This is a genomic window from Nibribacter ruber (genome assembly GCF_009913235.1).
Classification (GTDB): Bacteria; Bacteroidota; Bacteroidia; order Cytophagales; family Hymenobacteraceae; genus Nibribacter; species Nibribacter ruber.
In genome coordinates this window covers 75,165-98,754 of sequence record NZ_CP047897.1, presented here as the reverse complement: position 1 = coordinate 98,754, position 23,590 = coordinate 75,165, and the positions used below count along the sequence as shown (strand labels likewise).

Sequence of the window (23,590 nt, the reverse complement as noted above, 5' to 3'; positions counted from 1 at the left end):
AGTTGTTTCCAAATCCCCTAACGCCAACCAACATTGTAGACACTCCCCACCCCGCTAACAACTATTCGTTTTTGACCTATTTCATGGAAAACACGTCAAAACCGAATTTTATTTTACCCTTAAACCAACTGTAAAACAATAAGTTAAATACCGCTTTTAAACATACACCCTGGTTGCACTTTACTAAACCAAGGCAGCATACCCCAAAAGATTTTACTACCTTTTAGACTGCAAAACCTGGCAGCCAAACGGGTTGCTGCCAGAAGGGGAAGAAGCCAGTTCTAAGAAATCTGCCTTTGTGAAGTTGTAAGCACATTACCCGTGTACAAACAGTAAAAATGGAGGCGTCAGCGCCCAGTTTCGATCTGTTTTTAAGCAAGATTCACTACTTAGATCTATTACTATGCAACTAGAAGAAGACCATCAGGGCCCCCATCTCAACGGCCAGCACCTGCGCCCAGAAAGTTTAATGATGAGCTATGGCTACAACCCAGAATGGTCAGAGATGGCCGTGAAGGCGCCTATCTATCAGACCTCCACCTTCGTGTTCAAGAACGCCGAGGAAGGGAAGGCTTTCTTTGAACTGGCGTATGGCTTACGTGAGAAGGGGGCCGAAGAACAAATGGGGCTCATCTACAGCCGCCTCAACAACCCCGACCTGGAGATTCTGGAAAACCGCTTGCGCTTCTGGGACGGCGCCGAGGACGCTGCGGTGTTTGCCAGTGGTATGGCCGCCATCTCCACCATGCTGCTGGCCCTGCTCAAGCCCGGTGACGTGGTCCTGCACAGTGAGCCCATCTACGGCGGTTCTGATTATTACATCAAAAACATCCTGCCCAAATTCGGGATTAAGAGCCTAGGCTTTCAAGCGAATATGACGGCCTCTGAAGTGGAAACATTGTTGGAAGAATCTGGCTTAGCCGGCAACCTGGCCATGATTTACCTGGAAACGCCTGCCAACCCCACCAACCACCTGGTAGACATTGAAGCTTGCGCCCAACTGGCCCAAAAACACAGCACCGCAGACAAGAAAGTATTAGTGGCCGTAGACAACACCTTTCTGGGGCCGCTGTTCTCCCACCCGCTCAAGCACGGCGCAGACCTGCTCATCTATTCGGCTACCAAATACATCGGTGGTCACAGCGACCTGATTGCCGGCGCTTGCCTTGGTTCAATGGAACTGATGAAGGCGGTGAAAGGCATGCGCACGTTCATGGGTTCCATGGCCAGCCCATGGACCGGCTGGATGCTCATGCGAAGCCTGGAAACCCTGAAAATACGCATGGAGTGCCAGGCCCGCGGCGCCGAAGAAGTAGCCAACTACCTCAAGAACCACCCCAAAGTAGAGCGCATCTATTACCTGGGCGATTTGCAGGACAATCCCGCCCAACAGGCTATCTATGAAAAGCAGTGCCTGAGCGCCGGCTCCATGATTTCCTTTGACATTCGTGGCGGCGAAAAAGAGGCCTTCACCTTCCTAAACCACCTGCGCCTGATCAAATTAGCCGTAAGCTTGGGCGGCACCGAATCCCTGGCCGAACATCCGGCTTCCATGACCCACTCAGACATCTCACTGGCAGACCGCGCCCACATGGGCATTGGCGAGAACATGGTGCGCATCTCCGTGGGCGTAGAACACCCGCAGGACATCATCAATGACATGGAGCAGGCTTTCGCAAAAGTCTAAGAATATGTAGGTAGCGTCCTCGTTTTTAGCTTGTTTCCTAGAAAACAGGCCAAAAACGAGGACGCTTTTCATTCCGCCTTCCGGATGGTGATGCGGCGTTTTTCCTGGTATTTCTGAAGGACGGTCTTCAGGGCTTCCCCTATTTCTTGTTTAACCGTTTCCCAGGCGTCTGGGTCACCGGAGAGGAAGAACTTCTGGTTTACTTCTAGCTCAAAGCCGGCGTACTGGTCTTTCTCCAACTTGCTCCTTAAATACGTAGGGAAGCCATCTGCCGTGCCAGGGTAAGGATCATTGTAGAGGATGTGTCGCTGAGGGTTCTGTTTCTCCAGGGCTGTTTTAAATTGACCGGCAATCTTCTTCTCTAACGGTTTGGCGGGGTCAAAGAGCAAGCCAATGTCAGCCTTGCGTACGTCGCCGTCCAGGGCAGGCGTAAACGTATGCACGGCTAGGTGCAGCACCCGGTTACCTTTGGCTATTTCTTCTTCTATGCGGTTGAGCACCTGGTTTCTGTGCGGATGGTAATGGGCTTCCAGGACTTGATGCTTCTCTGCTTCTGACAGTTTCTTTGAAAACTTAGAAAACAGCTCGTCACTGTCCAGGGACCGGTTAGCCTCCACCAGCAGGCGCGTGACGGTGGTCACGTACAAAGGCAGATGTAAGGCGCGCTCCAAGTGCCTGGCCAACACATGAGCACCCAGATCTATGGCCTTGTGCGTGTACAAAACCTCTTCTTTGCCTTTAAAAATATGTGCCGTTTCTGGCGGAACTTCATTCCCGGCGTGTTCACAGGTGAGCAGACAAACTAGAGGTAGAGTAGACATATGGGATTTCGTTTTTGGCCTGTTTTCCCGAAATCAGCTTAAAAACGGCGGGTCAGGTTATTCTTTAGGTGGTTCTACGTTTCAAAGGAAATGGTAGTGCCCTGGTCGTTTACTTTCAGGTGTACCAAGGCGCCCAGAATCAAGGCTTTGTTCACTTCGCCGTGGCCCGCCTTAAACCCAAAGCTTACCGGAAAGTCATATTCCTTGACGGCGTCCATCACAATCTCCTCGGGCGTTTTCCCGAAGGGCGGGTCATCGTCCTCCATCTCTACCAACTCGCCTACAATGAGGCCGCGCACGTAGTCAAACTTGCCGGCGTGTTTCAAAGAAACAAGGTAGCTGTCCAGCCGGAAATGCTTCTCTCCCACCTCTTCCAGAAACAGGATTTTGCCGTTGCTGTTCACCTCAGACATGGTACCTTTGGCATTGCATAGAATACTGACGGTGCCGCCTACCAGCATACCGCTTGAGGTACCCAGCCTGTTTAAAGGATGCGGTTGTATGGTGTAGTGCAGGTCTTCGCCAAAAAGGGCTTTGCGCAGGCTCTCCCAGGAGGTGGCATGATAACCGGCCTCCAGGTCGGCGGCCATGGTACCATGGATGGAGCCGGTGCTCAGCTGGCCCTGCAAGTGGTTGTGCAGAAAGGTGGTGTCACTGTAACCCACCACCCATTTGGGCTTGTATTTAAAATGACTGAAGTCTACCTGGTCAATGATCCTGACAATGCCGTAGCCACCCGTGGTCTGGAAGATAGCCTTGATGTCATCCCGGTCCAGCATGTCTTGCAGGTCCTGTTTCCTGAGCCTGTCTGGCCCCGCCATGCTACCGTGCCGGGCGCCGATGGTCTTGCCCAGCACCGGTTTCAAATGCCAGCTTTCCAGAATCCTGACGGCTTCTTGTATATACCTATCCTCGGTGAAAGAGCTGGTGCTAATCAGGCCTACTTTGTCATGGGGCTTCAGGAACGGTGGCAGGATCATGGGATTGGTTTTTTCTGGCAAAAACGATGGCAGCTTTTTCTGGTTGAGGCAAGGTCGTAAAATCAGTAGTTTTCTGGTGTTTTTAGTGTTTTACGCAGCCCAACTCACTTCAGACAAGACTGGCTTTTCCGTTTTTAGCCTGTTTTCCAGAAAACAGGCTAAAAACAATTGCCTTGGGTTTCCTGGCCTGTGGGCATCCTTCCCAATTCTTCTAAAACGTGAGCCGAAGCATAACTAAAAGCGAACTGCCAAGACACAGAATGGGACTGGGATGTGTACTTTTGCTTTTCCTTAGCCCCCTTGCAACCAGTGGAAACAGCCGTACAAGAAACCCCGTTGACCGCCGAACGGCAGGGCATCAACATTCAGAATGAGGGCTCCTTGCACCTTGCCCTTAAAGAGTGGCTGGCCCAGCCCCAGGACCGCCTGGAAGTGCCCGTGAAAGGCTATGTGGTAGACCTGGTACGCGGCCATCAGCTAGTAGAGATCCAAACCCGAAACTTCTCAGCCATACGCCCTAAACTGCTGGCCTTGCTTTCAGATCATCCTGTGCACCTGGTGCATCCTGTGACGGCAGAGAAGGTGGTAGCGCAGGTAGATGGCACTGGCAAAAACATCCTTTCCAGACGCAAATCTCCCTACCAAGGCAAACTAACTGATTTGTTTGAAGAACTGGTAAGAATCCCGGAGCTGGTCAGCCATGCCAACTTTACCCTGGAGTTTGTATTGATCAAAGAAGAAGAGGTGCGCTGCCGCGATGGCAAAGGCAGCAAATACCGCAAGCGCGTGAGCGTCAAGGACCGCAAACTGCTGCAGGTCCTAAGCACGCACCTGTTTACCTGTCCCCAGGACTTTCTGACGTTTCTGCCAGAGATCCTGCCTCAGCCCTTCAGTAACAAAGACTTGCAAGCTTCCCTGCAGCTTCCCTTGCACCGCTGCCGTCAGATTACCTATTGCCTGCGTAAGATGGACGCGCTTGTGGTCTCTGGCAAGAAAGGCAATGAACTGCTTTTCAGCACGTAGCCTTTCTTATCTATGTTCATGCAAGAATGCCGCAAGCGCCTGGTTTCCTGAGCAACCAAGGGTAAAGCACAAGAGCATGCCAACAGCGAAGCACGAAAGCGTTTGTCTTAGCATCATATAGCCTGTTTGTAAATGCGCAGACAATTCAACAAAGGCTAACTATATTGTTTTCCGCGGATAGAGACTTTTATTTAAGCTGGAGCCGAGTCTTTGCATAGCCTAATTTTAAAGTAAGTTGGTTTTTGTTTTCAGGCTGTTTTCCAGAAAACAGCCTGAAAACGGCAGTTATCTTTCTAATTCTTTCCGAAGGAATGGCGCTGTCTTACTTTCCTTCACCTTAGCCACCTGCTCTGGCGTTCCGGCAGCTACAATCTGTCCGCCTTCCTCCCCGGCGCCGGGTCCTATGTCTAACACCCAATCACTAGCAGCGGCCACGCGCATGGTATGTTCCACCACAATGACCGTGTTGCCGGCATCTACCAGTTTCTCTAATTGGGCCATGAGCTTCTCTACGTCTGAGGGGTGTAAACCGGTGGTAGGTTCATCCAGAATATACAAGCTATTGCCGCGGCTCAGGCGTTGCAGTTCGGTGGCGAGTTTGATGCGCTGAGCTTCGCCACCAGATAGTTCTGTAGCGGGTTGACCGAGGCGCAGGTAGCCTAAGCCTACTTCCCGCAGGACGGTGAGGGCGCGGTGAATGGCAGGTTCCTCATCAAAAAATTCCCAGGCGGCGTCTACAGTCAGGTTCAGGACTTGGGCAATGTTGAGGTCGCGGTAGGTCACTTCCAGGGTTTGGGCATTGTAGCGGGCGCCGTGGCAGACCGGGCAGGGCGCGTACACGCTGGGCAGGAAAAGCAGTTCCACCATCACGAATCCCTCGCCGGTACAGTTCTCACAGCGGCCTTTGGCTACGTTGAAGGAAAAGCGGCCCGCGTCATAACGGCGTTTTTTGGCCAAGGGCGTCTCGGCGAAGAGCTTGCGCACGTGGTCAAACAAGCCGGTGTAGGTGGCCATGTTAGAGCGCGGCGTGCGCCCAATGGCTTTCTGGTCTACTCGCACCAGGCGTTTGATTTGCTCTAGGCCGCTTACAATTCTTCCGCCCAAGGTTTGCGGTGCTTTGCTTTCCAGCGCGTCTCCCTCCTCTTCTTCCAATTGCAACTCATGCCCCAGATGTTCGGCTACTAATTCTACCAGCACCTGACTCACCAAACTACTCTTGCCCGAGCCTGACACACCCGTGACGGTGGTGAACACACCCAGCGGGAATTCAGCGTCCAGGTTGTGTAAGTTGTTGCGAGTCACGCCGCTGAGTTTGAGCCAACCGGTGGGCGTGCGGCGCTCACGGATACCAACTGGCGCTGAACAGAATAGATAGGCGGCAGTTTGAGAGTTGCTGACTTGTTGCAAGCCTTGAGGCGGACCGCTGTACAGGATTTCGCCGCCTTTCTCGCCAGCCGCCGGACCTACGTCCACCAGCCAATCTGCTTTGGAAATAACGTCCAGGTTATGCTCCACCACAAAAAGAGAGTTGCCCGCTTTCTTCAGGTTCTCCAGGGCAGTGAGCAGGGCCAAGGTATCAGAAGGATGCAGGCCCGCCGAGGGCTCGTCCAGGACATACACCACGCCAAACAGATGCGAGTACAACTGAGTGGCCAGGCGCAGGCGTTGTAATTCGCCAGGCGATAAAGTAGGCGTGCTCCGTTCCAGGGACAGATAACCTAAGCCCAAGTCCAAGAGTACCTGAATACGGGCCACCAAGTCCTGGGCGATGCGCTGTTTCACAATCACCTGCTCGGGGTGTTCCTCGTCATGCTGGGTGTGGCTAGAAGTGACGGCGTTCACATACGGTTGCAAGGTCTGGGCCACGCGTTGCAGGGGCAGGCGCGACAGTTCGGTGATGTCATAGCCGGCAAATTTTATGGAGAGCGAAGCGGGGTTCAGGCGTTTGCCCTGGCAGGTGGGGCAATCGGTGTGGAGCATGTACTGCATCACCCGCTTTTTCATCTGGGGGCTGTTGGTGTTGGCAAACGTATGGAAAACGTGCCGCCGGGCGCTGGAGAAGGTGCCCATGTAGTTGGGTTCTTCTTTGCGTTTGAGCGCGCGCTGGGTTTGCTCAGGCGTATAACCGGGATACACGGGTACCACAGGCTGGTCCTCGGTGAACAGAATCCAGTCGCGTTGTTTCTGGGGCAGGTCTTTCCAGGGGCGGTCTACGTCATAGCCCAGGGTCACCAGAATGTCGCGCTGGTTCTGGCCACCCCAGGCAGTTGGCCAGGCGGCAATGGCCCGCTCCCGGATGGTGAGGCTGGGGTCGGGCACCATGCTGTCTTCGGTGACCTCATAGATGCGGCCCAGGCCGTGGCAGGTGGGGCAAGCGCCTTCGGGGGTATTGGGCGAAAAGGCCTCGGCGTAGATGATGGATTGGCCTTTGGGGTAATCACCTGCCCGGCTGTAGAGCATGCGCACCAGGTTAGAGAGCGTGGTCACACTGCCCACGCTGGAACGGGTGGTGGGCGTACCGCGCTGTTGTTGTAAAGCCACCGCCGGCGGCAAGCCTTCAATGGCGTCTACCTCGGGCACGGCCATCTGGTGGAACAGCCGCCGCGCGTACGGGCTCACGCTCTCCAGGTAACGGCGCTGGGCCTCGGCGTACAGCGTCCCAAACGCCAACGACGACTTGCCCGAACCCGACACGCCCGTGAACACCACCAGCGCGTCTCTGGGAATGGTCAAGTCTACGTTCTTGAGGTTATGCTCCCGGGCGCCGCGTACGGTCACAAAGCCGGTGAATTCTTGCGGGGTGTTTGCGTGAGTCTCTTTTGCCATATGCGGTAAAACCAAAGGTCTTTGCCCTTACGCAAGCCAGAAAGCGGCTGTTGTATTTCTGGTCAAATGCCCCAGCGCGCATCAGCCGTTTTTAGGCTGTTTTCTGGAAAACAGGCCAAAAACGGCCTGCTCATTTTTAGGGTTAGAAACAACGCCAAGGGAGTAGGGAATCCATAGAAAGGTGGGGCTTGGCAGGTCTCTAGGAAAACATAGAAAAGCTATATATCTTCAAAACCACGTACCCACCACCTTCCAACCCAACGCCATCTATGTTGCAAACCGAAGCTTCTCTTCCGCTGGCCCAGCAAACCCAAAGCCGGGTGTCTTCTATTGATGTAGTGCGCGGGCTGGCCATTGTGATCATGGCGCTGGACCACGTGCGCGACCTGTGGCATACCACTTCATTGTCACAAGACCCGCTCTCCTTTGACACCACCACGCCGGCCCTGTTTCTCACGCGCTGGGTCACACATTTCTGCGCGCCCACCTTTGTGTTTCTGGCGGGCACCTCGGCGTATTTGTCTTACAAGAAACACGGGGATGCCGGCCGGGCGCAGAAGTTCTTGTTGAGTAGAGGCGTCTGGCTAATGGTACTGGAAGTGACGGTCATCGGTTTTGGAATTTGGTTTGACATTCAGTTCAGGACGGTCATGTTGCAAGTCATTTTTGCCATTGGCGTGGGCTTTGTGGTGCTGGCCTTGTTGCTCAGGCTTCCCTCCAGAATTATTGGCGGCATTGGCTTGGTGATTATTTTATTGCATAACCTTTTGCTACAAGTAGGCCCGGCAGAAACCATGGCCGGCAAATTCTTTTATTCCTTGTTGTTCAGGCAGGGGTTCTTCCCGTTTGAGGGCGGACCGGCGGTGTTGGTGGCCTACCCACTCTTGCCTTGGCTGAGTTTGCTGTTACTGGGCTACAGCTTCGGGGAACTGATACGCAGAGAGGCTTTCGCCCGGAAGAAAGCCTTGTTTATCCTTGGCTTTGCCATGCTGGCCGTGTTTGTGGTGCTGCGGGTGTTTAACCTGTACGGCGAACCAAATCCTTGGGCCCCGCAAAACACCACGGCCTTTACCATTCTGTCTTTCTTCAACGTGACCAAATACCCGCCTTCATTGCAGTTTAGTTTATTCTTTCTAGGAATCATGATTGTATTGCTGGGGCTGCTCAACTCTACCAATACTGCCGTGACGCGCTTTTTTGCCACCTATGGCCGGGTGCCCATGTTCTTCTACCTACTGCACTGGTACTTGATCCATTCCTCTATGCTGGTGATGGTGTTGGCGCAGGGCGTCAAGTGGCAGGACTTGCCCTTCGGGATGATGAAATTTGGCCGCCCCGAAGTGGGGGTAGGTGTAGAACTGCCTTATGTCTACCTGGTCTGGATAACTATTGTCTTACTTCTCTACCCGGCCTGCCGCTGGTACAGCCGCTACAAAGCCGCCCACCTAGAGAAGAGATGGCTTAGCTATTTGTAGGCACCTATACACTTGTTTGTCTTTGTCCTGACCCAACGCTTAAAAGAAGTTTGGGTTATGGTTGTGACTTATAAGATGGTTTGTCTTTGGACAGAATAGTCAAGTACAAATAACGAGATAAGAGCAACTGCGCATGGCGGGACAAGCATTTCCGTTTTTGGGCTATTTTCTGGAAAACAGGCCAAAAACGGACCTTGGCTGTTCAAATAGGAGAGGCAAAATCAATATAGCTGTTTCTACATATAAGTTTAAGTAGTACCTTTCCTTCTTCCTACTCGCCGGGCTTGGGTGCGGTGGGTGACCCTCCTTATGAACAAGAACCGGTTAGAAGCATTTAGTGACGGCGTGTTGGCCATCATCATCACCATTATGGTACTGGAGATTAAGGTACCGCACGGCACCGACTGGCAAGCCCTGGCCCCGCTCCTGCCCGTGTTCCTGAGCTACGTGCTCAGCTTTATCTACATCGGTATTTACTGGAACAACCACCACCACATGCTCCACAGCGCCAGCAAGGTAAACGGAAGCATTCTCTGGGCCAACCTGCACCTGCTCTTCTGGCTGTCTTTGATTCCCTTTGCCACCGGCTGGATGGGCGAAAACAGCTTCGCGCCGGCGGCTACGGCCCTGTATGGCGGCATCCTGCTTTTGTGCTCTATTGCCTATTGGGTACTGGAGCAGACCATCATCCAAAAGAACGGCAAAGACTCAATACTCGCCAAAGCCATTGGCCAAGACCTGAAAGGCAAACTCTCCCCGCTCTTGTACCTGACAGGCATAGCCCTCTCCTTCTGGAGCCCCTGGGCCGCGAACGGTGTCTATGTGCTGGTGGCGTTGATGTGGTTGATACCGGATAGAAGGATTGAAAAGGTTTATGAGGAGAATTGAATTAATTTTAAGCTTAATACGTATTTCAATAATTAACAATTAAATTATTTAACATATTCTTGTATTAAGAAAAATACAACATATTATTTAGGAATACTTTCAGGATACTTTATACTATATAACATTTTTAATTGTTCTACAACAAACTCGTCGCCTGGCTCAACACTTAACCAGAAATTCAGCTTACCTATTAAAACATCAATATAATTTGTATGCTTGATATTAACAGATGAAACATGAGAATGAATGCCGTATTTATTAATATAATATAATTCTTGTTTAAGATCTCTTTTATACTTTTTAGGTAATTTTAATTCGCTACCAGCGACTGAAATACCTGTAACTATTCTTTTAGCAGACTCCTTATGCAATCTAGTCTTTTTGTCATTTACTATAAAGCCTTCTGAAACTATAATTTCAGAAATATAATGTATCATTTTGACATTTATATTTTCACCAGAAAAAGTCAAATCATCAGCATATCGAGAATATTTCAAATTGAATTTTTTAGCAAAAAGGTATAACCTCCTATCTAAATCAAAACTAATTATATTACTTAGAATAGGACTAGTAGGTGCACCTTGTGGGAGACAATCATTTATACAACAAACAGAGGCTAAATAATAGGAAACTTTAGTAGTATAGCCTAAGGCTTTAAAAACTTTTATAACTCTTGCTAAGTGTATTGAAGGAAAAAAATCCTTCAAATCCATTTTCAACAAATTAGATTGCCCTAAATGTATTTTAGAATTAGTAATTATAGATTTGTTTTTAGCAAACCCATGGCTCGAATTATTAATAGGGATTTTTTGTAAAATATTCTTATAAACCCAATACTGAACTCCTAATAAAGCAGGATAAGGAACTGAAATCTCCCTAAATCCCCCAGATCGTTTTTTTAGATTAAAAGTTCTATAATGCGAAGATGTGTTATTAACGACAGATGCCAAATACCATTGTTGCCGTCCAACTAATTTCGACAGATGATTGAAGTCAAAAATTATAGGTACATCTTTGACTAAAAGTTTTTTTATATACCTGAGGTAAATTTCTCGGATATCTTCAGGAATTCCTCTTTGCTCAAAAAAATTTGACCAATTGCTTAAGATCCTTTTTTTCGACATTTGAAAAGGGAGGTGGATAAAACTACTTTCTTTACTTTAGCTAACCTCAGTAATGATATTATTCGGAGGATACGACGAATAATATCATTACTGAGAGTTTGTCTCGGCCCTGCCGAGCAAACTGGCAAACTTGCTTTGCCCTAGGTTAAATCTAACCTTAACTCAAGAAGCGACTCGCTTCCAATATGCTAGTTTCTTTTCCACCTCCCATAGGTACTACAAGTTTAATAATTCTTTTGGCAATTTACTAAAAATAGGCAAGTAAGGCTCATTTACCTTCAAAGCAGGTTGGGTGCAACCCTCAGGCATATTAGAGTAAATATCATTTGAAAGCTTCAACTTGCTTTTAAGTACAAAGTCTCTTCCTCCATTGGTCAAGTTGAACTTACCTGATGATTTGGAGACCTCAATAAAATTTAATTCTGAAAACTTTGTTGAAAACTCAAAAACTACTGCAGGAGAATACTTATATCTTTGAAAAAAAACAAAAGGAGATAACCCATCAGATGATCGGTACAAATCTTTCAAAATCCTTATTTCTTCATTAGAAAGTTTCATAATTCCAATCCTGTCTCATTACGAATGAAAAGAACATTCCGATTTTTAGATTCATTATCATATGGCCACCAAAAAATCGGAAAAACAGAATTAGGAATATTGCCATAAGAAGAATAAAGTGCTTGAGTTTTTGAGAACCCAAATTTATAATCTTTTAATTTTTTACCATTTATATCATTAAGTAGTTTAGTTTCTAATTGATGCATTGACCTAATTGCATTAGTTTTTTCTATTCCTGAATATTTATCAGTTATAGCTTGATCTAGCTCAAGCGTACAAAAAACATCATCATATAGTTTTGAAATTTTACATAAGCCAAACTTCATACCTGCAACGAAACATGCTTTAATTTCTAAATCACGAACAGCACCTTGTCTCAAATACTCAATACGGATTTCTGCTGTCCTTCCTGTACCTAAAAATTCATCTACTAATATTACTTGATCATATCCATACTTATTTAGCAACTTCATTCCCTTAGGAACATTACTTGCAAAGGCCACATTATTCCAACCTTTCCTAGTCATCCAAGGCCTTAATAACTGAATAATCATTTGACTACTATCAGGATCTCCTTCCCAAGCTAATGCAGTAATAATTGTTCTTTCCAAGGTAAATCCAGAAGAATTAACTATATATTCAGCAATATTCTCTAAATATATTTCTAATAATTCCAAATCTACATATATAAATTCGTTCAAAAGTTCAAATACCAATTCCTTCTGATGGGGCAGATCACAATGTTGAAGAAGGCTAAACAATTCACTTTCTTTTTTTACTAACCATTTCTGCTTTGGATACAATCTTAATATCCTATTATAGTCTTCTCTCTTCATTATACAATTCCAAAAGACAACATCAATTCAAACATTATTCTTTTGTTAAGATTATATAAACTTCTATATCACAATAATACACTTCATTTACTCTTATTGGATAACCGACTAAACTATTTAATGATTCTACAGGAATTGGCCCTTCGTGCTTCTTTAAAGATGAAATAAATTTAGCAATACCTTCTTCATTTTCTGAACGATACAATTCACTAAATTTTATATCGTGATTTAACAATGGCTTAACTCCAATAGAAACTATAAACATAAAACATAATTAATTAAAGATGCTTCCTATCCTCTTCAAATATTGTTATTTCTTTTATATTTCCCAAAGTCTAGTCTTAACTTTGTAAGATTAGTTAAGTAACCCTCTAAATTCTCCCCTTGCCTTTCGACCCATTTACCATAGACCTGCCCGTTCGGGAGATTATCCCTTCCGTGCGGGAGCACCTTGCCGAACAGAACACGCTGATTGTGAACGCGCCTCCGGGGGCGGGCAAGAGTACCCTGTTGCCGCTGGCCCTTTTAGACGAGGCCTGGCTGCAGGGGCAGAAAATCATCATGCTGGAACCCCGTCGGCTGGCGGCCCGCACCATTGCCGAACGGCTGGCGCAACTGCTGGGCCAGGAGGTGGGCCAGACTGTGGGCTACCGCATCAGGTTTGAGAACCGCACCTCAGAGAAGACCCGCCTGGAGGTAGTCACCGAGGGCATTCTCACCCGCATGCTCCACTCAGACAACGCCCTCAACGGTGTGGGGCTGGTCATTTTTGACGAGTTCCATGAGCGGAGCATCCACGCAGACGTGGCCATGGCCCTGGCGCGCGAAGCCCAGTCTACCCAGCGCCCAGACCTGCGCATTCTGGTCATGAGCGCCACGCTTAACATGCCCCAGCTTACCCGCCTGCTCAACGCCCCCGCCGTAGAGAGCCAGGGTCGGCAATACCCCATAGACGTGCAGTACGCCGGCGAGACCGATGCCCAACTGCTCCATGAAATGACGGACCGCGCCATCCGGAAGGCCCTGCAAGAACAGCAAGGCGATGTGCTGGTGTTTCTGCCCGGCGAGCAGGACATCAGAAAAGTAGAGGCCCTGCTCCGGAGAGGCCTGCGCGAGGTGGCCATCCACCCGCTGTACGGCATGTTGCCCCCCGGCAAGCAATACGCCGCCATTATGCCAGACCGCAACGGCAAGCGCAAAGTGGTGCTGGCCACCTCCATTGCTGAGACCAGCCTCACCATTGAAGGCGTGACCGTGGTCATTGACACCGGCTTTGCCAAAACCCAGCGCTTTGACCCCGCCACCGGCCTGAGCAGGCTAGAGACGGTGCGCATCTCCAAAGACGCCGCCGACCAACGCGCGGGTCGGGCCGGGCGTTTAGGTCCGGGCACCTGTTACCGCCTCTGGACCGAGGCCCTGCACGAACGCCTGGCCCCGCACCGTACCCCCGAGATTCAGGAAGCCGACCTGGCCCCGCTGGTGCTGGACATGGCCGCGTGGGGCATTTCAGACATCAGGGCCTTAACCTGGCTCACGCCGCCGCCCAAAGCCGCCCTGCTGTACGCTCAGGAAACCCTGCACCAGCTCAACGCCCTGGAGAACGGCCGCATCACCGAGCACGGCCGCAAGATGCACGCCCTGCCCACGCACCCGCGTCTGGCCCACATGCTCCTGGCCGCCCAGGAAAGCGACCAACTGGCCCTGGCCACCGACATTGCCGCCCTGCTGGAAGAACGTGACCCTTTACCCCGCGAAGCCGGCATTGACCTGAACCTGCGCATTGAGGCCCTGCGCCGCACCCGCCAAGAAGGACTGCACCAGAAGCGCTTCTCCAAGATTGACAAGATTGCCGCCAGTTATAGACGGATGTTTTCTATTGAACCCGAAAACACCGCAGTAGACCCGTATGAGACCGGCGTGCTGCTGGCCAACTGTTACCCAGAACGTATTGCGTACGCCAGGCCTGGGAACAACGCCCAGTTCCAGCTGGCCAACGGCAAGTACGCCTCTGCCGGCCACCGCGACGACCTGGCCCATGACCCTTGGCTCGCCATTGCCCACCTGCACGCCGGCGGCGATGGTCCGGGCCGCATTTTCCTGGCCTCGCCGCTCAACCCCAAAGACCTGGCCCCGCTGGTGAAGCAAAAGGATGTGGTCTCCTGGGACCCTGAGGAAGGCGAATTAACGGCCTCCCGCGACATGCGCATTGGCTCTATCGTGCTCCAGAGCAAACCATTGCCTGAGCCGGATGAGCGTTTCCTGGTGCAAGCCATCTGCGAGACCATCAAGCGTGAAGGCGAGGATTGGTTGAACTTCTCTGAGGCCGTGAAGCAGTTCCAGAACCGCGTGCTGTGTCTCCGGAAATGGCACCCCACCGAAGGCTTCCCTGATATTAGCACCCCTACCCTGCTCATGACCAACAACGAATGGCTGGCCTACCACCTGGAGGACGTGCAGATTGGCCAGGACCTGCTGGACATTGACCTGTTGCCGCTGTTGCAGAATATGTTGACTAGGGAGCAACGGGTGATGTTAGAAGAACTGGCTCCCGCTACCTTAGCCTTACCAGACGGCCATGCGGTGGAACTGTACTACCCAGACAACGCCCAGGCGCCCATCATGGAAGTGCGTTTGCAAGACGTGTTTGACTGGACCCACAATCCAACCGTTGATGGCGGTGACGAAGGCGTGGCTTTGCACTTGCTAACGCCAGATTTAAAGCCTCTGAAAGTGGTGAACAGCTTGCATTACTTCTGGCAGGAAGAATACCGCTTGATGCGTGGTTCTTTGAAAGCCCGCTTCCCGAAGGTGGATTGGAAGTAATTTGATTGTTGGTTGTTGATTGCTGATTGTTTGGCACCAGCCACAGAACAGCCCTCACAGGTTTTTAAAACCTGTGAGGGCTTTGCGTTTAGAAAGCACCCTCCGTTTTTAGACTATTTCCCGGAATACAGGCCAAAAACGACAAAGCTACTTTTAAGACTACTTTGAAGGTGATTCCCCCCTTTGAGGGGGGCGCAGGGGGTGTTAACATCAAATACATCAATTATTCTTTCAACTTCCCTTTCGCCATTTACCGTTGTTGGTGTTCTCACCAAAGCCACGCCTCCACTTTCCTATTTCTTCTATGACGCGGATTTACTTTCGTGACTTCCGCCCTAAAGCAAGAGCACCAGTAAACTCTCTTTCTCCGAAAAGACAAGTCTATTGCCTCAAAAACAAAATAGCCGCTGTAAACTACAGCGGCTATTTTTATCCATAAGTTTCACAACAGCTCAATACAGAGCCTGCAAGAAACTAAAGTTAATCAACTCAACTAAAAACGCTTACTGCACCCAGGAGCGGCGTTCATCAAAGTGATTGCAACCAAACTGAGCGCCGGTAATCATTTCAAACTGTCGAGGCTTGGTGTCGCTGGGGCCTTCGTGTACCAACGGCAACACATACTCTGGGTTAAGGGCATGCTGGCCAGTGAGCTCATCGCAGACGCCAAACTGTTTGTTTTGTACTTCTGGTATATTTACGTTCTGCATCCAGTGGTTGCAGTGATTGCAAGTCGCTTCCATAGCTTTAGGGCTTTAGTTCAACATGAGATACTATGGTATAGCGCGCCCAGCAGGTTCTTTGTTTCAGCAAACCTCTTCTTTTGAAGCAATTTATAATATTCCTAAATTATGAATTCCCGCAACAAATCTGAATTAAACGCTTGAGCTAGCGCATAGTCTATTCACCCAATCCTTCAAAAAGTACTCATCCCCAACAAGGCGCCAATTTTATAATAAATCCGTGCATCTTCTAAATTTAGATAGAAATTAAAAGATCCGGTTACCCTCTTTCTCCTAGTCTCTTTCTGGATTCCAATGGCAGAAGCAGCCTACTTATGCATCTACTTGCGAGACCCATCTATTGGCTACCTTTTCCAGTGTTTACCCCCACGTCGCATTAGCCCAAGGAAGGCCTCCTTTATTTGAAACGAAAGTTCCCTACACTCAAAGCCTCTAAAAACCTAAGGCATTTGTTTAACCTAGGTCACCATCTTCCCTATTCCTAGAGATAAGTATTTACCGACTTGCCTTAGTTTATATATGCCTGAAAGGGAACATCTTATTCAGCAATAGGATGGATCCTGTACCAGAGCCCCGGGAAGGATTTTTAGCGGACAGGTATCTTCCTTCGGGAAAATCCGTACCTACAACCTCAAGCCAATATACTACTATGGAAAACAAGAATACAGAACCAAAGTCACTCGCTGATTTAATTCAGGACCCATCCCACATTTCTGCCATCATCAACAACCCCGCGGAGTCAGGCATGGAATTCTACCAAAGCCTGCACAACAAAGACAAATCATACGTGGCCTTCGCCGCTGGTTTCGGTCTGATTGCCTACGGCTTATACCTGGCCAGAGGTGGACGGTCTTCCAACAAGAACGATGAAACATCTGGCAGCGCTGGTGCCCAAGATACCAAACGACTTTCTTCCAACGCCTCCTCCTCCAACCAGCAGAATGCCTCTTCCGGCTCAAATGCTCAAGGCGGAGAAGCCAAGGAACTACACGTTAAAAAGAACAAGTAAGAAGCCCTACTTCTTGCTAATACTATATGAGGTGCGGATGTCCGCACCTCTTTTTTTTGCTTCGTTTTTAGCCTATTTCCTAGAAAACAGACCAAAAACGGTCCTGTGGTTGAGTAGGTTGTTAGCCCCCTTATTCGCTGATATTTTCAATGTATTGCATAATCTATGTATTGCATAAACAGAGACTAGACACTGCCTTTTCTCCCTCCCAATGCCCTCTTCTGCTTGCTTCTTTTATTAGTAGCCTCTCCTAAAGGAACCAGCGAGCATTTCACCTTTAGTATTACCCCCTCTCTGAGCTACGCTCGCTGCATCAAGTCAAAGGATGCTTCACCATTCAATTTGACCTCAATAACAGATAAAAAAAACCGTGCCCGGCACGAGTAACTCTGCAGCGACAGCCAAGGCTATTACTAGTAACCAGCTAAACCAACCATCAATCCCCCGCAGTATTGGGACCCAAACCAGTCCTGGTTCTGAGCGCCTCTGGTGTTTGTGCGCCGCGGCCAGCGGCGGCAGGGACAAAGTCCCACAAACAACAGCAGCGCGAAGGGCCAGGACGGGGCCCCGCGGCCGTGAGCGCTTAGCAGAAGAAATGAAATAAGGTTGGTCTTTCGCACCGGAAGGAAGAAACTACTGAAGAGACAGCTAACTGCATGCACCCAACCATAACCAAGAGACACAGAACTAAATCTGTGTCATAGACACCAACCCCACCTTATAGAAACAAAAAGGCCGCAGACGTATCATCCGCGGCCTTCCCTGGTCCTTCATCACAAACAAATCAAGAACTACAAGACAACATAGAACTACCCGGCTTCTGACTCGCCCAGTCAGGGCGCTTGGCAAAGAACTGGTCATGCTCCTGGGCATACGGAGTTTTCATGGCGGCTTGCAATTGGGTAAACAACTGGTTGTCTCCTTGCGTGAGGTTTTCTATGGCTTGGTGCAACAGGTAATTGCGTAAGATAAACCTAGGGTTGGCCTGCCGCATCAGGGCCTGAGATTCTTCCCGAGGGAGGGTATTGACCCGTAAACGGGCGCGATAAGCAGTCAAAATGGTGTGTAGCAGCGCCTTTTCACGGGCACCAGGCGGGGTGTACAAACTTTCCTGGAAATGAGCCAGGGTAGCCTCCTCCGTTCCATCCTCCAGGGGCAGGTCAATGAGCAGTTGGTAGAAGATGGTCATGTCAGGCTGAAGCTCAGCAAGCGTTTCCTCAAACTGCGTAATAAACACCGGGTCAGACTCTTGCACTTGGTCCAAACCTAGTTTTCTGGCCATCATGTCAAAGTATTTCTGGTAATGCACCTGGCTGTAGGTCTCTAAAAGAGTCACAAGCTCCTTGGCATCTGGCAATAAGGTAGCCAGGGCGCTGGCCAGGCAGCCAAGGTTCCAGTAGGCAATGTTGGCCTGCTTCCCGAAGGCATAGCGCCGGCCTGGCAAGTCAGTGGTATTGGGCGTGAAATCGGGGTCATAGTCATCTAGGAACGAGTACGGACCATAGTCAATAGTGAGTCCCAGAATAGACATGTTATCTGTGTTCATGACGCCATGCACAAAGCCCACACGCAGCCACTCGTTGATCATAAAGGCCGTGCGGTCCATGATTTCTTTAAACCAAGGCAGTATCTTTTCTTCCAGGGTGGCACCTTCTATGTGCGGGTAATACCGCGCCAGGGTCCACTCCACCAACTGGCGCAGGTTGTCCTGCTCCTGGCGGGCGGCAGGCATCTCAAAACTCCCGAAGCGCAGAAAGCTAGGCGCCACGCGCAAGACAATGGCGCCGGGCTCAAACTCGGGGTTGCCGTTGTAGAACATATCCCGCATGACCTGGTCGCCGGTTGAAACCAGGCTCAGAGCCCGTGTGGTGGGCACGCCCAGGTAGTGCATGGCTTCGCTCATGAGGTATTCCCGCACAGAGGAACGCAACACGGCCCGGCCGTCGGCGCGTCTGGAGTAGGCAGTGGGGCCGGCGCCCTTCAGCTGCAATTCCCAGGTTTGGCCGTTGGATGCGGGCCATTCGCCCAGCGTGATGGCCCGGCCATCGCCTAACTGACCCGCCCAATTGCCAAACTGATGGCCCGCGTAACAGGCCGCGTAGGGTTGCATGGTGGGTGCCACTAAATTTCCGCCCAGCACGTCTATATCCTCCTGGGCCACGGGCTTTTCTATGCCCAACTCCTGCGCCAGCTCCTCTGACCAGGCCAGTAGCGTTACCTTGTTCACGGGTGTGGGCGTGGCTTTGCTGTAGAGCATGCCCGGCGTCTGGCGCGGACGGGTGTCGCCGGTGTCATCGCCGGGGAAAGCCTGCACAAATTCGTTTTTATATTCTTTCTGAGATAATCTGTCCATAGGTACTTCTGGTAAACGGGTGCGAGTTAGGCCTAACCATCGGCAATTACAAACCAAACCACTGCCGGCGCCGCACCCGAAGTTTGCAAAAGCCTTATACGCAGGATTGGGCTTGGCTTCTATCCAACAAGGCTAAATTACGTTCCCTACAGGCGAAAGAAAGCACTATAGCACTTTCCTCTGGCGTAGCTTCTTTCGTATGATAAGAAAAAACAGAAATACCATGGTAGAGATCATAAATACAACCGCCCCAGACCTGGTGGCCGTGCGCGTGACCGGCACCTTACACAAAACCGACTACCAACAGCTCCTACCAGCGCTGGAAAAGAAGTTGGCCGATCACGAAAAAATTAACCTGTACTGGCACATGTACGACTTCACGGGCTGGACGCTGCAGGGCCTGCTGGAAGACCTTTCGTTTGAGTGCGCCATATCAACAACTTTAAGAAGATTGCCTTGGTGGGCGACAAAACCTGGGAGCAGACTCTGGCCACGGCCATAAAGCCTTTCACCACTGCGCAGGTTAAATTCTTTCCGGCAGAGCAGCAGACAGAGGCCATGGCCTGGGTGCAATCCTAAAATAAATAGTCTGCCGTTTTTGGCCTGTTTTCTGGAAAATACGTCAAAAACGGCTAACGTTAGCCAAGCATGAAAATCGTGGTTCCCTTGCGTACCATTCTGCGAGCGCCGTACGTTTGCCAGAGAGCACTTAGTAGCCTGCCATTGAAAACCACCATGAAATACTTTGTTGAGAGAACGTCTATAGTGCGAGAGATATGGGGCAAGGGAGATACCATCCTGTTCATCTTTGCCGGATCATCGGCGGAGTTTGCCTTGAACAAAGCCGTGGACTGGCTCTACTTTACCGGCCGGCTGCCCGCAGATCCTTTAGGCCGATTGTTCTCTACGGTGGCCTATGCCCGGCAAATCGTTTTCTCAGAGCTGGAAGCGGCGCACCAGACCATTGACCGGATGGCCTCTATTCACGCCCACGTAGAAGCCAGCCGGGGCCAGCGCATTCCAGACTGGGCCTACCGCGATGTCCTTTTCATGCTCATTGACTATTCCATACGCGCCTATGAGGTGCTGGAACTCCGGCTCACGCCCTCAGAAAAGGAAGAAGTGTTTCAGGTATTTTACCGCGTAGGCCACCGCATGGGCTTGCAAGGATTGCCGGTCAACTTCCCAGAATGGGAAATCATGCGAAACAGCCACCTGCAGGAGAACCTGGTGTACAGCCATTTTACCCAGGATCTGTACCGCCAATACAGAAAATATTTAGGAGCCATTCGGTATAAAATATTGCTGGAGGGCCAGAAACTGGTTATTCCAGCGCGGGTGAAAACCTTGCTGGGCTGGCAGGCCCCCTCCTTGCTGCCTCCTCTCCTGCTGGCCTACAAAGCTTCCAGAATATTCAAGCTAGATTGGTTTTTCAAATCCATCCTCCTGCCCTCGGGGTATCTGCAGCAGATCAAAGATTTGGACCAGCCGCTTTCCTAAAGGGAGTTTTTCTGAGAGAAGAAAGTACTGGGGCACATCTTCCTTTCGGTTTTGTCAGTACACTAGGGAAATACCTTTTCTGTACTAAAACCAGCGCCCACAGCTATGATCAAAGCCTATAAATTGTACACAGACGCCACCGGCAACTCAAAGGTGGTGAAAGGCTACGTCCCAGACCGGCAGCATTTGCCAGCCCACCAGCTGGAGTTTAAAGAGACGCCCAGCCCCGCAGCCTATGACTGGCACCCCGCGCCTTGTCTGCAGTATGTGCTCACGCTGTCGGGCCAGCTGGAATTTACCACCAGCGCCGCGCAGGTGTTCCTCCTAAAACCCGGTGATGTACTGCTGGCAGCCGATCTGACAGGAGCCGGCCATAAGTGGCGCCTCCTGGATGATACGCCCTGGCGCCGGGCCTACATCAGGTTGCATTCATTGGAAGACGCGGGCTTTATTGAAGACCAGGAACAGGATCCATTGTAAGACTTGCTGCTAACCAAAAAGAGCAGGCGCCTTTACCGCTCCTGCTCTTTTTGTATGATTTGCCAAGGTTAGAAAACCTAGGCTTGCTCTCCCTGGCTCAACTGGTCAATCATTTCGTCTACAGTTTCTTTGGCATACCCAATGCGGCGCGCATATTCCAGGCACAGTTGGTATTCTTTGTCTTCAATGTGACCGTCTTGCAGCACCATCATGATCACGGTCTGTAGTTCCAGGGTGCGCTGCAGGCCGTCCTCAGGAATGACAAAAGAAAGCAGCGACAGGTTGTCTACCAGCGGCCGCGCATCTTCTGCAGAAAGGTTGAGCCGGTTACCAATGGTGAGCAAAAACTCACTTTCCTGTTCATCCAGCTGCCGGTCTGCTACCGCCGCCAGAATCAGGTTCTGAAAAAATGCCAGCTTTTTCTGCTGCGTATTGAAAAGCTCCTCAAAAGATTTGCCTGTTGCCATTGTCTGTCAATTTTTAGTGAACAAGGTACGTGTCTCTACATACTGCAATACGCTGGCAAGGTTTTCTGGCAGCGTACTCAGGCTTTGGTTCTACCGTTTCTTTATAGGGCAAACACTCGTTTTTGGGCTGTTTTCTGGGAAATAGCCCAAAAACGGAACATTCTTTACCAAAACAAGTAGTACTCTCTTCTACCCATGTTGACGTTCCAGCTACCATTAATCTTATCCAAAAACGCCGTCAGGAATGCACTCAGATTAAAGGCCATCCTGAAGAATTTTTAGACAACTTTTGCCAGACATTTGCGGTTTATACGGATTACCTTCTGGGACACCTATTATAATAATCCTTGATCAATGCGTACCTTAGAGCTTCTGGCACAGGTTCAGGCGCGCTTTTCTTACCCCTATGGAAAACAAACAGGCTCCAATTGGCATCACCCTTGAGAAGAACTATGACTCAGAGTTCTGCGGAAGCATTCCCTTGCACCTGGTCAATCTCATTCAGCCCCACGGAGTTCTGTTCACCTTATCACCGGAAGACTTGCGCATTGCCCAAGTAAGCGAAAATGCCGAGCAGTTCCTTTCCCTGCCGGTGCAGGCATTGCTGGGCCAGTCCATTGAGCAGTTTCTGCCCCAGGCCCAGCTACATGAACTCCAGAGCAAAATGGCCCCCCAAGGCTATCAGGAAAAAATCCCGTTTCACCTGACGTTTACCATCCAGGGGCGGGAGCTTCCGTTCACGGCACTGGTGCACCAGAAGCAGGACTATGTATTGATTGAGCTGGAGGAAAACCCGGTGCCAGCCCCGCAGAATTCGTTCATGGCGCTGTACCAGCAGATCAAATACATTACCTCTTTGCTGAAACAGGCGCCCACCACGCAGGCCGTGAGCCAGATTCTGGTGGAAGAAATGAAAAAGCTCACGGGCTTTGACCGCATTCTCCTGTACCAGTTTGACCCGCAGTGGAATGGTATTGTCATTTCCCAGGCCAAGCAAGAAGACATGGACGACTATCTGGGCCTTCGTTTTCCAGCCTCAGACGTGCCCAAGCAGGCCCGCGACCTGTACTTCAGCAACCCGTACCGGCTCATCCCCACGCGTGACTACACGCCCGTGCGCATGAACCCGGTCATCAATCCGCTTACCCACAAGTTCACAGATTTGTCTGAGTGCAACCTGCGCAGCGTGGCCACTGTGCATTTAGAGTACCTGACCAACTTGCGCGTGCAGGCCTCCATGTCTTTGCCCATCATTATTGACAACCAGCTCTGGGGCTTGGTTTCCTGCCACCACAAGACGCCCAAGAACCCCAGCTATGAGCTTAGGTCTGCCATGGAACTGCTCTCCAGCATTGTCTCTGCCCAGATTGCCGCCAAAGAAAAGGAAAGAGCCATTGAGTTGCGCTCCCAGCTCCGGGACCTGCATGCCCAGCTATTGGAGCAGCTCTACACCTCAGATTCTTTTGCCGAGGGCCTGCTCAACGGGCAGCCCAGCCTCTTGCAGCTGCTAAACATTTCTGGCGCGGCGGTGTTGTATGAAGGCAGCATCTGGACTACCGGCGCGGTGCCCTCCTCCCAGAACCTGAAGGAACTGGTGTACTGGTTAAAGCGGCAGCGGCAGGAAAGAACCTATGCCACAGATACCTTGCCCCTCCAGTATGCCCGCAGCCAAGAGTACAAAGACGTAGCCAGCGGCCTGGTGGTATTGCCCATCAATGCAGAAGAGGGAGAGTACATTCTGGGTTTCAGGCCAGAGGTGATTCAGACCATTGCCTGGGGCGGCGACCCTAACCAGGCCATCCAGATGGAGCCAGACGGGAAGAAATACCACCCCAGAAACTCCTTTGCCACCTACCAGGAAACGGTAAAGCACACCTCCATGCCCTGGCTGCCAGAAGAACTGGAGGCCGCAGAATTCCTGCGCGGCGCCATCCTGGAAAAAATCATTAAAGAGAAATACTAGTGCCGGTGGCCTTCTAGTTTATTTGTTAGAGCAC

The 23,590-nt window shown here is 50.5% G+C and carries 19 protein-coding genes and 1 pseudogene; 10 read left to right on the top strand and 10 right to left on the bottom strand.

All coding sequences use genetic code 11. The features are described from left to right. Positions 1-403: 403 nt before the first annotated feature. Positions 404-1,687, top strand: coding sequence for a cystathionine gamma-synthase family protein (locus GU926_RS00395; protein WP_160687944.1), 1,284 nt, complete (start codon positions 404-406; stop codon positions 1,685-1,687). A 68-nt stretch (positions 1,688-1,755) separates the two neighbouring features. On the opposite strand, the gene GU926_RS00390 is transcribed toward GU926_RS00395, so the two are convergent. Both GU926_RS00390 and GU926_RS00385 read right to left on the bottom strand, forming a co-directional pair. Continuing rightward, positions 1,756-2,508, bottom strand: coding sequence for an N-formylglutamate amidohydrolase (locus tag GU926_RS00390; protein WP_160687943.1), 753 nt, complete (start codon positions 2,506-2,508; stop codon positions 1,756-1,758). A gap of 74 nt (positions 2,509-2,582) precedes the next feature. Continuing rightward, positions 2,583-3,488, bottom strand: coding sequence for a S66 peptidase family protein (locus GU926_RS00385; RefSeq protein ID WP_160687941.1), 906 nt, complete (start codon positions 3,486-3,488; stop codon positions 2,583-2,585). 309 nt (positions 3,489-3,797) lie between these two features. On the opposite strand from GU926_RS00385, the gene GU926_RS00380 reads away from it, so the two are divergent. Further along, positions 3,798-4,511 (top strand): hypothetical protein, encoded by a 714-nt coding sequence (locus tag GU926_RS00380; protein WP_160687939.1) that lies wholly within the window; start codon positions 3,798-3,800, stop codon positions 4,509-4,511. A 285-nt stretch (positions 4,512-4,796) separates the two neighbouring features. Here the strand turns inward: GU926_RS00380 and uvrA are convergent, their stop codons facing one another. Next, positions 4,797-7,337 (bottom strand): excinuclease ABC subunit UvrA, encoded by a 2,541-nt coding sequence (gene uvrA, locus GU926_RS00375; protein ID WP_160687937.1) that lies wholly within the window; start codon positions 7,335-7,337, stop codon positions 4,797-4,799. 269 nt (positions 7,338-7,606) lie between these two features. Between uvrA and GU926_RS00370 the strand changes: the two genes are divergently transcribed. Both GU926_RS00370 and GU926_RS00365 read left to right on the top strand, forming a co-directional pair. Further along, a complete protein-coding gene (locus GU926_RS00370) occupies positions 7,607-8,812 on the top strand; it encodes a DUF1624 domain-containing protein (protein WP_160687935.1) in 1,206 nt (401 codons plus the stop codon). Positions 8,813-9,121: 309 nt separating this feature from the next. Further along, entirely contained in the window at positions 9,122-9,700 is a 579-nt protein-coding gene (locus tag GU926_RS00365; RefSeq protein ID WP_160687933.1) for a TMEM175 family protein, read from the top strand. 83 nt (positions 9,701-9,783) lie between these two features. Here the strand turns inward: GU926_RS00365 and GU926_RS00360 are convergent, their stop codons facing one another. The 4 genes from GU926_RS00360 to GU926_RS00345 all read right to left on the bottom strand — a co-directional run bounded on the left by GU926_RS00360 (position 9,784) and on the right by GU926_RS00345 (position 12,483). Continuing rightward, positions 9,784-10,824, bottom strand: coding sequence for a reverse transcriptase family protein (locus GU926_RS00360; RefSeq protein WP_160687931.1), 1,041 nt, complete (start codon positions 10,822-10,824; stop codon positions 9,784-9,786). Positions 10,825-11,040: 216 nt separating this feature from the next. Next, entirely contained in the window at positions 11,041-11,382 is a 342-nt protein-coding gene (locus GU926_RS00355; RefSeq protein WP_160687929.1) for a hypothetical protein, read from the bottom strand. Continuing rightward, entirely contained in the window at positions 11,379-12,218 is an 840-nt protein-coding gene (locus tag GU926_RS00350; RefSeq protein ID WP_160687927.1) for a phosphoribosyltransferase-like protein, read from the bottom strand. The genes GU926_RS00355 and GU926_RS00350 overlap by 4 nt, the downstream gene beginning before the upstream one ends. Positions 12,219-12,252: 34 nt before the next feature. Continuing rightward, positions 12,253-12,483, bottom strand: a complete 231-nt coding sequence (locus GU926_RS00345) for a hypothetical protein (protein WP_160687925.1) — start codon at positions 12,481-12,483, stop codon at positions 12,253-12,255. Positions 12,484-12,602: 119 nt separating this feature from the next. Here GU926_RS00345 and hrpB point away from each other — a divergent pair, with 119 nt between their 5' ends. Then, entirely contained in the window at positions 12,603-15,041 is a 2,439-nt protein-coding gene (hrpB, locus tag GU926_RS00340; protein ID WP_160687923.1) for an ATP-dependent helicase HrpB, read from the top strand. Between the two features lie 503 nt (positions 15,042-15,544). On the opposite strand, the gene GU926_RS00335 is transcribed toward hrpB, so the two are convergent. Further along, positions 15,545-15,784 carry a hypothetical protein gene (locus GU926_RS00335; RefSeq protein WP_160687921.1) on the bottom strand — a complete coding sequence of 80 codons (240 nt, stop codon included), beginning with the start codon at positions 15,782-15,784 and terminating at the stop codon, positions 15,545-15,547. 649 nt (positions 15,785-16,433) lie between these two features. Here GU926_RS00335 and GU926_RS18340 point away from each other — a divergent pair. Further along, entirely contained in the window at positions 16,434-16,793 is a 360-nt protein-coding gene (locus GU926_RS18340) for a hypothetical protein (RefSeq protein WP_198001443.1), read from the top strand. 784 nt (positions 16,794-17,577) lie between these two features. Here the strand turns inward: GU926_RS18340 and GU926_RS00325 are convergent. Then, a complete protein-coding gene (locus tag GU926_RS00325) occupies positions 17,578-19,146 on the bottom strand; it encodes a protein adenylyltransferase SelO (RefSeq protein ID WP_160687919.1) in 1,569 nt (522 codons plus the stop codon). 199 nt (positions 19,147-19,345) lie between these two features. Between GU926_RS00325 and GU926_RS00320 the strand changes: the two are divergent. The 3 genes and pseudogenes from GU926_RS00320 to GU926_RS00305 all read left to right on the top strand — a co-directional run bounded on the left by GU926_RS00320 (position 19,346) and on the right by GU926_RS00305 (position 21,126). Further along, positions 19,346-19,725, top strand: a pseudogene (locus GU926_RS00320) (STAS/SEC14 domain-containing protein). A 156-nt stretch (positions 19,726-19,881) separates the two neighbouring features. Beyond that, positions 19,882-20,646 carry an oxygenase MpaB family protein gene (locus tag GU926_RS00310; protein ID WP_160687913.1) on the top strand — a complete coding sequence of 255 codons (765 nt, stop codon included), beginning with the start codon at positions 19,882-19,884 and terminating at the stop codon, positions 20,644-20,646. 105 nt (positions 20,647-20,751) lie between these two features. Next, complete coding sequence (locus GU926_RS00305; protein WP_160687911.1) at positions 20,752-21,126, top strand: cupin domain-containing protein; 375 nt, start codon at positions 20,752-20,754, stop codon at positions 21,124-21,126. A gap of 77 nt (positions 21,127-21,203) precedes the next feature. Here the strand turns inward: GU926_RS00305 and GU926_RS00300 are convergent, their stop codons facing one another. Then, positions 21,204-21,593 carry a hypothetical protein gene (locus GU926_RS00300; RefSeq protein ID WP_160687909.1) on the bottom strand — a complete coding sequence of 130 codons (390 nt, stop codon included), beginning with the start codon at positions 21,591-21,593 and terminating at the stop codon, positions 21,204-21,206. Positions 21,594-21,999: 406 nt separating this feature from the next. On the opposite strand from GU926_RS00300, the gene GU926_RS00295 reads away from it, so the two are divergent. Continuing rightward, positions 22,000-23,556 (top strand): GAF domain-containing protein, encoded by a 1,557-nt coding sequence (locus tag GU926_RS00295; protein ID WP_160687907.1) that lies wholly within the window; start codon positions 22,000-22,002, stop codon positions 23,554-23,556. The last annotated feature ends 34 nt before the right edge of the window (positions 23,557-23,590 follow it).